The sequence below is a fragment of the Paraburkholderia sp. IMGN_8 genome, assembly GCF_038050405.1.
Classification (GTDB): domain Bacteria; phylum Pseudomonadota; class Gammaproteobacteria; order Burkholderiales; family Burkholderiaceae; genus Paraburkholderia.
This window is the reverse complement of the sequence record NZ_CP150900.1, coordinates 2,931,736-2,943,259: the sequence shown is the minus strand read 5'-3', so window position 1 is coordinate 2,943,259 and position 11,524 is coordinate 2,931,736. Positions and strand designations below refer to the sequence as shown.

Annotated in this window: 8 protein-coding genes; 1 reads left to right on the top strand and 7 read right to left on the bottom strand. The window is 63.8% G+C overall.

Features of this window, described 5'->3' with window-relative positions:
* Positions 1 to 3: 3 nt before the first annotated feature.
* From WN982_RS13555 to WN982_RS13535, 5 genes are all read right to left on the bottom strand, one after another.
* A complete protein-coding gene (locus WN982_RS13555) occupies positions 4 to 3,126 on the bottom strand; it encodes an MdtB/MuxB family multidrug efflux RND transporter permease subunit (RefSeq protein ID WP_341312495.1) in 3,123 nt (1,040 codons plus the stop codon).
* A gap of 18 nt (positions 3,127 to 3,144) precedes the next feature.
* Positions 3,145 to 4,566 carry an MdtA/MuxA family multidrug efflux RND transporter periplasmic adaptor subunit gene (locus tag WN982_RS13550; RefSeq protein WP_341312494.1) on the bottom strand — a complete coding sequence of 474 codons (1,422 nt, stop codon included), beginning with the start codon at positions 4,564 to 4,566 and terminating at the stop codon, positions 3,145 to 3,147.
* Between the two features lie 478 nt (positions 4,567 to 5,044).
* Entirely contained in the window at positions 5,045 to 5,881 is an 837-nt protein-coding gene (locus WN982_RS13545) for an IclR family transcriptional regulator (protein ID WP_341312493.1), read from the bottom strand.
* Positions 5,882 to 6,438: 557 nt separating this feature from the next.
* Complete coding sequence (gene crcB / locus WN982_RS13540) at positions 6,439 to 6,819, bottom strand: fluoride efflux transporter CrcB (RefSeq protein WP_115101867.1); 381 nt, start codon at positions 6,817 to 6,819, stop codon at positions 6,439 to 6,441.
* A 235-nt stretch (positions 6,820 to 7,054) separates the two neighbouring features.
* Entirely contained in the window at positions 7,055 to 8,257 is a 1,203-nt protein-coding gene (locus WN982_RS13535) for an ammonium transporter (protein ID WP_341312492.1), read from the bottom strand.
* A 414-nt stretch (positions 8,258 to 8,671) separates the two neighbouring features.
* Here WN982_RS13535 and WN982_RS13530 point away from each other — a divergent pair, with 414 nt between their 5' ends.
* Positions 8,672 to 10,438 (top strand): ATP-binding protein, encoded by a 1,767-nt coding sequence (locus WN982_RS13530; RefSeq protein WP_341312491.1) that lies wholly within the window; start codon positions 8,672 to 8,674, stop codon positions 10,436 to 10,438.
* Here WN982_RS13530 and WN982_RS13525 read toward each other — a convergent pair.
* Both WN982_RS13525 and WN982_RS13520 read right to left on the bottom strand, forming a co-directional pair.
* A complete protein-coding gene (locus WN982_RS13525) occupies positions 10,425 to 10,751 on the bottom strand; it encodes a hypothetical protein (RefSeq protein WP_341312490.1) in 327 nt (108 codons plus the stop codon). The genes WN982_RS13530 and WN982_RS13525 overlap by 14 nt on opposite strands.
* Before the next feature lie 128 nt (positions 10,752 to 10,879).
* Positions 10,880 to 11,461, bottom strand: a complete 582-nt coding sequence (locus tag WN982_RS13520) for a DJ-1/PfpI family protein (RefSeq protein ID WP_341312489.1) — start codon at positions 11,459 to 11,461, stop codon at positions 10,880 to 10,882.
* Between the last annotated feature and the right edge of the window lie 63 nt (positions 11,462 to 11,524).

Sequence of the window (11,524 nt, the reverse complement as noted above, 5' to 3'; positions counted from 1 at the left end):
CGGTCAGTTCCCTGCATCGGTGGCGGGTGGCATAGGCTTGCCGCGATTGAAGCGCTCGCGCGCCCGGCGGCCGAGCGAGTCGAACGCGAGATAGATCACCGGCGTCGTGAACAATGTGAGCAACTGGCTCACGACCAGGCCGCCGGCAATCGCGATACCGAGCGGCCGGCGCAATTCCGACCCGGCGCCGGTGCCGAGCATCAGCGGCAGCGCGCCGAGCAGCGCGGCCAGCGTGGTCATCAGAATAGGCCGGAAGCGCAGCAGACACGCCTGGTAGATCGCCTCGCGCGGCGGCTTGCCTTCCTCGCGCTCGGCATAGAGCGCGAAATCGATCATCATGATCGCGTTCTTCTTCACGATACCGATCAGCAACACGATACCGATGATGCCGATGATGTCGAGATCATGCCCGGTCATCAGTAGCGCCAGCAATGCGCCGACCCCGGCCGACGGCAGCGTCGACAGAATCGTGATCGGATGGATGAAGCTCTCGTACAGCACGCCGAGCACGATATACATCGTGACGATCGCCGCCAGAATCAGGAACAGCTCGTTCGAGAGCGACGCCTGGAACGCCAGCGCCGCGCCCTGGAAGCGTGTCTGGAACGAAGCAGGCAAGCCGATATCTTTCTCCGCCTGAGCGATCGCTTTCACCGCCGCGCCGAGCGACGAACCGGGCGCGAGGTTGAACGACACGGTGGTGGCCGGGAACTGGCTCAAGTGCGTGACCAGCAGCGGCGCGGGCTTCTCGACGAACTTCGCGATCGACGACAGCGGCACCTGGCCGCCCGACGACGTGGAAGAGGGCAGGTAGATCGCATTCAGCGATTCGGTGTAGTGCTGGATCTGCGGCTGCGCCTCCAGAATCACGCGGTACTGGTTGGACTGCGTGAAGATGGTCGAGATGATGCGCTGGCCGAACGCGTCGTACAGCGCGTTATCGACGGTGGCGGGCGTGATGCCGTAACGCGACGCGGTGGCGCGGTCGATCTCGATATAGACCGACTGGCCGTTGTCCTGCAAGTCGGTGGCCACGTCGGCGAGTTCCGGCGACTGCTTCAACCGGTTGACCAGCTTCGGCACCCAGGTGGTGAATTCGCTGATGTTCGGATCAGTCAGCATGAACTGATACTGCGTCGGGCTGACCGTCGAATCGATGGTCAGATCCTGCACCGGCTGCATGTATAGCGACGCGCCGGGAATATGCGCGACGTCCTGCTGCAACTGGCGGATCACGTCGCTCGCGGTGTTCTTGCGGTCGTCGCGCGGCTTCAGGTTGATCAGCATGCGGCCGCTGTTGAGCGTAATGTTGCTGCCGTCCACGCCGATGAACGAGGTCAGGCTTTCCACGTCCGGATTCTTCAGGATCTGCGCGGCGAGTTCCTGTTGCCGCTCGGCCATCGACGCATACGATACCGACTGCGGCGCCTGCGTGATCGCCTGGATCACGCCGGTATCCTGCACCGGGAAGAAGCCCTTCGGAATGAACACATACAGCACGCCGGTCAGCACCAGCGTGAGCACCGCGACGAACAGCGTCGAGCGTTGCCGGTTCAGCACCCACGTGAGCGCGACGGCATAACGGGCGATCACGTAGTCGATGAACGCGTGCGCTTTTGCTTCGAAGCGGTGGCTTTCGGGCGGCGGCGTGTGGCGCAGGAGCTTCGCGCACATCATCGGCACGAGCGTCAGCGAGACGATCGCCGAGATCACGATCGTCACCGCTAGTGTGATCGCGAATTCGTGGAAGAGCCGCCCGACCACGTCGCCCATGAACAGCAGCGGAATCAGCACGGCGATCAGCGAAACCGTCAGCGAAATGATCGTGAAGCCGATCTGTTTCGAGCCCTTCAGCGCGGCCTCCAATGCCGAGTCGCCTTCTTCGACATAGCGCGCGATGTTCTCGATCATCACGATCGCGTCGTCGACCACGAAACCGGTCGCGATCGTCAACGCCATCAGCGAAAGATTGTCGAGCGAGAAGCCGCACAGGTACATCACGGCGAGCGTGCCGATCAGCGACAGCGGCACCGACAGACTTGGGATGATCGTGGCGTAGATGTTGGCGAGGAACAGGTACATCACCAGCACCACCAGCACCACGGACATCAGCAGTTCGAACTGCACGTCGCGCACCGACGCGCGGATCGTGGTGGTGCGGTCGGTGATGATCTCGACATCGAGCGCGGCGGGCAGCGCCTGCTGCAGCTGCGGCAAGAGCGCCTTGATGCTGTCGACCACCTGGATCACGTTCGCGCCGGGCTGGCGCTGCACGTTCAGGATGATTGCCGGCGTGTTGTTGACCCACGCGCCGAGCTTGGTGTTCTCCGCGCCCTGCACGATGGTGGCGACGTCCGTCAGCATCACCGCGCGGCCGTTCTTGTACGCGACCACCGCGCTCTTGTACGCGTCGGCGTCGGTCAGCTGATCATTCGCGTTGATCGTGTAGTTACGCGTGGGGCCGTCGAAATTGCCCTTTGGCGTGTTGACGTTCAGGTTCGAAATGGTGGTGCGCAGGTCGTCGAGATTCAGACCGTACGCGGCGAGCGCGCGCGGATTCGCCTGAATTCGCACGGCCGGGCGTTGACCGCCGGACAGGCTCACCAGACCCACGCCCGCGACCTGCGAAATTTTCTGCGCGAGGCGCGTGTCGGCGAGATCCTGCACCTGCGTAAGCGGCAGCGTTTTCGACGTGAGCGCCAGCGTGAGGATCGGCGCGTCAGCCGGATTGACCTTCGCGTAGATCGGCGGCGCGGGCAGGTCGGACGGCAGCAGGTTGCCCGCTGCGTTGATCGCGGCCTGGACTTCCTGTTCGGCGATGTCGAGCGGCAGATCGAGGCTGAACTGCAACGTGATGATCGAAGAGCCGGCCGAGCTTTGCGACGACATCTGATTCAGCGACGGCATCTGCCCGAACTGCCGTTCGAGCGGCGCGGTGACTGATGAAGTCATCACGTCCGGGCTCGCGCCCGGATAGAAGGTCTGCACCTGGATCGTCGGATAGTCGACCTCGGGCAGCGCGGACAGCGGCAGGAAGCGCAACGCGACGAGACCGACCAGCATGATCGCCGCCATCAGCAGGGCAGTGCCGACGGGACGCAGAATAAAGGCGCGGGATGGATTCATGCGGTAATTGCCATGCCTTTATTGCGAGGCTTGCGCCGGATGTCTGCCGTGATGCCCGCGTGCGCCGGATGCACCCGATGCCGCGGCCGCTCCGCTCGCGCCGCGGGCGCCCGAGGCGCCGCGCGGCCTGTCGGCCGGAATCGTGATCTGCGCGCCTTCGCGCAGGCGGTCCGAACCGTCGATCACGACGCGCTCGCCGACTTGCAGGCCCGACTTGATGCTGGTGCGTTCGCCGTCGACCGGGCCGATCTTGACCGGTCGCACCGTCACCGTATTGTCCGGTTTCACGACGTACACGAACTGGCCCATCGAACCGTTCAGCACGGCCGGGGTCGGTACGATCACCGCGTCCTTGATCGTGCTCACCAGCAAGCGCGTGTTGACGAACTGATTCGGAAACAGCAGGTTCTTCGTGTTCTGGAAGATCGCGCGCAGCTTGACCGTGCCGGTGGTGGTGTCGATCTGGTTGTCGAGCGTTTCGAGCGTGCCGCCTTCGAGCGAGGTCGTGTTGCTGCGGTCATAAGCGGTGACCGAGAGCTTCGCGCCGATTTGCGTTTGCTGGAGAATTTGCTGCAGGTTGTCTTCCGAGGTCGTGAAGATCACGCTGATCGGCTGCAACTGCGTGATCACGACGATGCCGTTGGTCAGGCTCGGCGTCACGTAGTTGCCCGGATCGACCTGGCGCAAGCCGACTCGCCCCGACACCGGCGCGGTGATGCGCGCGTAGACCAGGTCGAGCTTGAAGGTGTCGATGTTGGCCTTGTCGGACTTCACCGTGCCTTCGTATTGCCTGACGAGCGAGGCCTGCGTGTCGACCTGCTGGGCTGCGATCGAGTCTTGCGCGAGCAGGGTCTGGTAACGCTTCAGGTCGAGGCGGGCGGTTTGCAGCAGCGCCTCGTCGCGCGCCAGCGTGCCTTGCGCGTTGTCGAGCGAGATCTGATACGGACGAGGGTCGATCTGCGCGAGCACATCGCCCTTCTTGACCATCTGGCCTTCCGTGAAATACACGTCCTGCAGCACGCCGCTCAATTGCGGCAGCACGGTCACGTTGGCGAGCGGCGTGACCGTGCCGAGCGCGCTCAGCACGACCGGCATCTCGCCTTGCGTGGCGGTAGCGACGTGAACGGGCTGCGGCATGTTGGCCATGCCTCCCGGGGGGCCGCCGCGGCCCGCGCGGCCGCTGCTTGCGCCGCTCGCTCCGGCAGCCGCGCTGGCGCTGCCGGCCGGTCCGCCCCACGGATGCCAGCGCCACAGCGCGAACCCAAGGATCACCAGCACTGCGACGATCAGTGCGATAGTGCGGCCGCGATGCCTCCGCACTACGCCTGGGGCGTCCGCGGGACCGCCGGCCTGCCGGCCGGTGGTGGACGGTTGCGAACCCGGTTGGGAAGCCGGAGTGGCAGGGCGTGAGGTTTCCGAATGCTTTTGTAGTTCGTCCATCGGTTCGATCAGGTGGCTGGCTTGGATGTGAGCCGCTGGGTGGCAGGCCGCTCGACAGTTCGGCGGCTCGGCACGCACGCGGCGTAACAGGCGGTTTCGACAGCGGGGGCATCACGCGTGTTCAGCGCGATGCTACCCGAGGCGCGGGGCAAAGATGTTAACCAAAGATGTTCATGCGGTGCGCCATCGTGACAGGTCGGCCGGGCCGTTATAGACCGATGCAGTAAGCCGGATTGCTGCAGCGAACTGCGCATACCACGGCAACGATGCCGGTAAGGTACCGCGCCGGACACAACTGCAAGCGAGCCTCATTTAGCACCCCCGGCAGCACCCTGCAGCGGCAATCCCGCGCAGCGCCCCGCGACAGGAATGCATGATCCTACGTCGCGCGCTCTGTAACAGTCCACCCGTGTATTTTTCTTTTGATTACGAAGGTTACAGGATGCGCCGGGCTTTGGCCGAGGTGCTTCGACGCGGTTCAGTTGTCGAGGCGGCGCCCAGGTGTGCCGCCGATTTCGAGGACGATTTTCGAGATGCATTCGAGCAGCGCCGGCGCCGCGCGCGCCACTAGCCAGTCGCGCGGACACTGGTCCGCCGAACCGCCGCAGTTAACCGCATAGCGTTCGCCTGACGGTCCGATGAAACCCGCCGCGATCGCGTTCAGGCCGTTGTACCATTCCCCCGTTGCGATGGCGAAGCCTTGCTCGGTGGTTTCTTGCAGCGCGGCTTCCAGCCGGCTGCTGACGTGACCCCAATCGTCGCCTTCAGCGGCTTGCAAGCCGATCAGCAGCTTTTCCCGTTCCGGTTCGGCGAGCGCCGCGAGATAGGCGCGGCCGATCGCGGTGCGGCTCAGATCCATCCGCGAGCCGATTTCGAGGCGCGACACCAGCACCGCCGAACGCGGCCGGATTGCGTCGATCACCACCATGTCGAGGCGGTCGCGCACGGCCAGGTGTACCGACAGGGCGGTGCGTTCGGCGAGTTCGATCAGGAACGGCCGCGCGCGGGCCCGGATGTCGAAATTGCGCAGAAAGCCGTTGCTCAGTTCCAGCACGGACGATGTCAGCACGAAACGTTCGCTGTCCGGCAAACGGAACAGGAAACCCGCACTGACCAGCGTGGCCGTGATCCGCGAGACGGTCGGTTTCGGAATGCCGGTGAGTTCGGTCAGTTCGCGGTTGCTGAGCGGCGCGTCAGCGGCCGCGATCGAGCGCAGCACGGTCAAGCCGCGTGCCAGCGCGGTGACTTCGTCTCCCGAGCCCTCTTTCTCTCTGGCTGGGTCAGCAGCAGTCTGGGAAGGCGTTGGTCGGATCATGTCGTTTTTTTGGAACTATATTTCAATTTATTTGATCACACGCTATTAGCGGCCAACCGGCAATATCGTCTGCCGACGGACCCTTGATGGGGCATGGAGTCCATTTTTTATATGAAGATTCATTGTATCGGAATATTTTGCCGAGACGAATGAAGGCTCTCCAAATTTTTCTTGACTTAGTCAGCATAACCATAAAAAATGGAACCTCATTTCGAAAGACGGTTTGGTGTTCGAGAATTTCAAGTTTTGAACTGAAGTTTTGAGCCAAACGTGGTCGCGCCGCTGTCCGCATTGTGTCTGCCAGTTGTCCGCGCTGTTCCTGTCCGCGTCGCCGGGCAAACTTTCGAAATACCGTCTCTCAGGTTCTAGCACGGCCCTCGGAATGGCTAGAACTTTTTAAGGCGTCACGGCAACGTGACGTCTTTTTTTTCGTCCTTCGGTATTTGGCGACGTATATGGCCGCGCGGCAGCGGCGGAAATCGCGTCGTTTCGCGCCGGCGGGGGCACACGTGAGGTTGCGGGCAACGCGATAGCGCTACCGCTACGCATCGGGCGCTTCAGCGCGCCAGCAGCGCGACGGTCGCAATCCCGAGCACGGTCATCACCAGCGACGCCCCCACGTGAATCACGATCTCGCCGGCGGCCCAGCCGAGCCGGCCGTCCTGCAAACGCTGCACGACTTCCGCTGAAAAGGTCGAGAAGGTCGACAGGCCGCCCATCAGACCGGTAATGACGAAAAGCCGCCATTCCGGCGCGATCTGCGGCGCCCGCGCGAACCCCGCGACGGCGACGCCGATGATGTAGCCCGCAATCACATTGGCGGCGAAGGTGCCGAGCGGCAAACCGGCAAATAAGCCGTTCAGACGGATGCCGAGGAACCAGCGGAACAGCGAGCCGAGCGCGCCGCCGATGCCAACCGCGAGAATGGACAGATACATATCGATAAGGTGTGGCAGCAGTGTCGAATGGTCGTCGGAGCGGATGGAGCGCGCCGGCCGCCGTGTCCGCGGCCAGCCTGGGCGAAGCGGCGCGCGGTCGGCCCGCTGCCGGTGCATCGTCGGCCTCGAAGCAGTCGAGGCGCTGGCGACGAAGCCGCTCCGGCGCGCAAGTCTATCATCGGCACGGCGCCCGCTGCGGGGACCGTGCGCCGTGCCGCGGAGGCGATATCGATAATCAGCCGACGCTTTCGCGCTCCGGCGTTGCCGAAATCTTGTGGATCGACAGATCCGCGCCGTTGTATTCGTCTTCCTGGTCGAGCCGCAGGCCCACTGTCAGGCGAATCGCGCCGTATACAAGCGTGCCGCCGAGCGACGCGATCGCGATGCCGCCTAGCGTGCCGATCAGTTGCGCGCCGAACGACACGCCGCCCAGCCCGCCGAGCGCGTGCAAGCCGAAGATGCCCGCCGCCAGCCCGCCCCACGCGCCGCACAGGCCGTGCAGCGGCCACACGCCGAGCACGTCGTCGACGCGCCAGCGGTTCTGCACACAGGTGAACATGTAGACGAACAGCGCGCCCGCGATGCCGCCGGTCACCAGCGCGCCGAGCGGATGCATCGCATCGGAGCCGGCGCATACGGCGACCAGTCCGGCGAGCGGCCCGTTGTACGTGAAGCCGGGGTCGTTGCGGCCCGCGAGCCACGCCGTCAGCGTGCCGCCGACCATCGCCATCAGCGAATTGACCGCGACCAGACCGCTGATCTTGTCGATGGTCTGCGCGCTCATCACGTTAAAGCCGAACCAGCCGACTGCCAGCACCCATGCGCCCAGCGCCAGGAACGGAATATTCGATGGCGGATGCGCGGCGATGCCGCCGTCGCGGTGATAGCGGCCGTGGCGCGCGCCGAGCAGCAGCACGGCCGGCAACGCGACCCAGCCGCCGAATGCATGCACCACCACGGAGCCCGCGAAGTCGTGAAACGGCACGCCGAACAATTGGGTAAGCCACGTCTGGATGCCGAAGCGGTCGTCCCACGCGATCCCTTCGAAGAACGGGTAGATGAAGCCGACCAGCACGAAGGTTGCGAATAGTTGCGGGTTGAATTTCGAGCGCTCGGCGATGCCGCCCGAAACGATCGCCGGAATCGCCGCGGCGAAGGTCAGCAGGAAAAAGAAGCGCACCAGCGCATAGCCGTTGTGCGCGGCCAGCGACTCGGCGCTGCCGAAAAACTGCACGCCGTAGGCGATGGTGTAGCCGATGAAGAAATACGCGATCGTCGAGACCGAGAAGTCCACCAGAATCTTGACCAGCGCGTTGACCTGATTCTTTTTGCGTACCGTACCGAGTTCGAGAAACGCGAAGCCCGCATGCATGGCGAGCACCATTGCGGCACCCAACAACAGGAAGAGGGTATCGGTGCCGGTTTTCAAGCTTTCCATCGATGTGTCCCGCTTATGCCAAAAAAAGCGGGCAGTGAACGCAAGAAGCGGGCCAAACTTGTGCCGAAAGCCTCGATTCGGTGCAAAGCCGCACCGGAATGCGCTTTGTAGTGGTTGCTGCACTGTGCGGCCGGCTACACGATAAGTACCTTTAATCGCAAGGAATGCACAGTAAAGGTGCATTTCGGTATTGCGGCGGTCAAAATGCCCCAAGTTTGGGCAATTTATCCGATTTGATTTACGTTTTAATTAAAATTCCCGAAGGCGAATGCTCATTCTCGGAGCACGGTCTCCACCATTACTTGAAGAACCGCCGTCACGCCGCGCTCTGTCTTTGTCTTCGCGTTAAAACGCCGACATAATGTGCCGTCCCCGCGCATCAGCTGCCGGGCCACCGAACTCCAATGCGCACGCATGAGACTGACCACCAAAGGCTTGCTGCTGATCGCGATTCCGGCCTTCCTCGAACTGGCGCTCCTGTCCGGACTGGTCAAGGCGCAGGCGGATGCGACGCAAGCGGAGCAATGGGCCATCCATAGCGAAGAAGTACTGCGCCAGACCACCGCGATTCTCGAACCGGTGCTCGGCGAATCGGTGCGTCTGCGTGGTGCGGTGCTCGCCGGCGATACCCGCTTCGGCACGCCTGTCACGCTGTGGGTGGACGTCGACCGGCGCATCGATCAACTGGCCGAACTGGTTGCCGACAACCCGGCGCAAGTCGAGCGCGTGGTTCAGGTGCGCCAGGCTGTGCAGGCGTATCGCCAGTGGTCGGATCGCATGCAGGACATGCTGCGTTCCGGGCGGCGGCGCGATGTGGTCGAGCGGTTCCGCGATCTCGCGGCGGCCGACGTGCTCGATCGTTTCCGCCAGCAGGTGGTGGCGTTCCAGACCGAAGAGCGGCGCCTCGACACGGAGCGCTCGAATGCCGCCGACGCCGCGCGCGAACGTCAGCAGATGCTGGTGGTCGCCGCGGTGTTCGGTTCCTTGCTGTTCGTCGCGCTCGCGGTCTGGCTTTTTACGCGCGGCGTGCGCGGCCGCCTCGCGCTGCTGTCCGACAACGCCGGGCGCCTTGCGGGAAATGAGCCGCTAGCGCCGCTCGGCCCAGGCACCGACGAGATTGCCCGGCTCGATCTGACTTTGCACGAAACCAGCCGGCGTCTACTCGAAGCCGAGCGCTTCCAGGCGCGCTTCCAGTCCGATCTCACGCGCCGCACCGGTGAGCTCGCGCGCATCAACGAGACCTTGCGGCAGCAGACCCAGGAAAACGAAATGTTCATTTACAGCGTGTCGCACGATCTGCGCGCGCCGCTGGTGAATCTGCAGGGATTTTCTAAAGAACTGATTCGCGCCTGCGACGAGTTGCGCGCGGCAGTGCGCGAGTCGTCGCTCACGGCCGAGACCCGGCAGCGTATCGAGCGGGTGGTCGACGAGGATATCGGCGAAGCGCTGCACTACTTGCAGACGGCCGTGCTGCGCGCATCGCACATCATCGACGCGCTGCTGCGGCTCTCGCGCGTCGGCCGCGTCGAGTACCGGCAGCAGAAGGTCGAGGTGCGTGACATCGTGCCCCGTGTGGTCGATGCGATGCAGGCGTCGATCCGGGCGCGCCGCGCCCGCGTCATCGTCGATGAATTGCCGGCGGTCTGGGGCGACCCGACCGCGCTCGAGCAGGTGTTCGCGAATCTGATCGGCAATGCGGTCAATTATCTGGACCCGTCGCGCGAAGGCCGCATCGAGATCGGCACGACGCCGGCGCCGCCGGGCGTGCATTCGCTACGGATTTTCTATGTGCGGGACAACGGTCTGGGCATTCCGGCCGTCGCGTTGCCGCGGCTTTTTAACGCGTTTCAGCGGCTGCACGGCAATGTGGCTGCGGGCGAGGGGATCGGCCTCGCGCTGGTTCGGCGCATGGTGGAGCGGCACGGCGGGCGCGTGTGGGCGGAGTCGAAAGAAGCTCAGGGGACGACCTTTTATCTGTCATTGCCCGAGGCCGAGGCGCGGGCGGCGCACCTGGCTGCCGAGGCGGCGCAGGCCACGCTTGAAGCGGGCGATCTTAACGAAGTTCGCGATGCGCGGGAGATGCGTGATGGTCGCGGTGGGCGTGATGGCCGTGATCTAAGTGGCGGCGGCAGTGCTGCTGCGCGCGCCGCCAATTCGGCGCAGAGCGTCAGTACGCGGTAAACAGACGGCGCGGTTTGAGCAGCTTGCTCGCGCGAATCGACCAGTAGCAGCTGAAGCAGATGAGGATAACGACGCCCGTGAGCGCCTCCAGAGGGGCGGGGTGCAAGCCGGGCAGGCCGTCGAGCGCGAACAGGCCGTGTGCGAGGATCAGCAGCGCCGCCCACAGCGAGCACGCGGCTTGCACCAGCAGACGCGTGCCGGCAAGACGGCGCGCGCGGTTTTCCCGCGACCAGCTGGCCGGCGTGCGCGCGCAGAAAAAAGCAATTGTCATTAGCGTGACGGCGAGAATGACGATCCAATCAATCAGTTCCATCGGAAAAGGCTCCCAAGTCAGCCGGCAACTGTAGGAGAGCCTTCCGCTGCAAACTATCGGACTAGTCTCAAATGCTGATGGGATGAGCGAGCGCACGTTGTCGCAAGGACAAGGCGCCCGCTGTGAGATCAGAGTTCGATGCGGGTGCCGAGCAGCACGAGGAATTGACGCAGCCACTCGGGATGAGCGGGCCACGCGGGCGCGGTGACGAAATTGGCGTCGGTGATCGCAGCGTCGACCGGAATGTCGGCGTATTCGCCGCCGGCCAGCTTCACTTCGGGCGCGCAGGCCGGGTAGGCGGAAATGCGCTTGCCGCGGATCACGTCGGCGGCGGCCAGCAACTGTGCGGCATGACAGATCGCCGCGATCGGCTTGCCCGCTTCGGCGAATTGCCGCACGAGTTCGATCACTTTATGGTTGAGCCGCAAATACTCCGGCGCGCGGCCGCCGGCGATCGCTAGCGCGTCGTACTGGCGGGCATCGGCGTCGTCGAAGGACGCGTTGAGTGTGAATTGATGACCCGGCTTTTCGGTGTAGGTCTGGTCGCCTTCAAAATCATGGATGGCGGTCTTGATGCGATCGCCTGCGTTCTTGTTCGGACACACCGCGTCGACTACATGGCCGACTGCCTGCAGTGCCTGGAACGGCACCATCGTTTCGTAATCCTCGGCGAAGTCGCCGGTCAGGAACAGGATCTTCTTTGCTGCCATCGTATGCCTCCAATTGATCGACGGAACACATTGAACGCGTATTACGTTCAGGCAGTCTACTCC

Excerpts from the sequence above, each read along its gene's own strand:
- WN982_RS13555 (WP_341312495.1), bottom strand. The coding sequence starts at position 3,126 with ATGAATCCATCCCGCGCCTTTATTCTGCGTCCCGTCGGCACTGCCCTG.
- WN982_RS13550 (WP_341312494.1), bottom strand. The coding sequence starts at position 4,566 with ATGGACGAACTACAAAAGCATTCGGAAACCTCACGCCCTGCCACTCCG.
- WN982_RS13545 (WP_341312493.1), bottom strand. The coding sequence starts at position 5,881 with ATGATCCGACCAACGCCTTCCCAGACTGCTGCTGACCCAGCCAGAGAG.
- crcB (WP_115101867.1), bottom strand. The coding sequence starts at position 6,819 with ATGTATCTGTCCATTCTCGCGGTTGGCATCGGCGGCGCGCTCGGCTCG.
- WN982_RS13535 (WP_341312492.1), bottom strand. The coding sequence starts at position 8,257 with ATGGAAAGCTTGAAAACCGGCACCGATACCCTCTTCCTGTTGTTGGGT.
- WN982_RS13530 (WP_341312491.1), top strand. The coding sequence starts at position 8,672 with ATGAGACTGACCACCAAAGGCTTGCTGCTGATCGCGATTCCGGCCTTC.
- WN982_RS13525 (WP_341312490.1), bottom strand. The coding sequence starts at position 10,751 with ATGGAACTGATTGATTGGATCGTCATTCTCGCCGTCACGCTAATGACA.
- WN982_RS13520 (WP_341312489.1), bottom strand. The coding sequence starts at position 11,461 with ATGGCAGCAAAGAAGATCCTGTTCCTGACCGGCGACTTCGCCGAGGAT.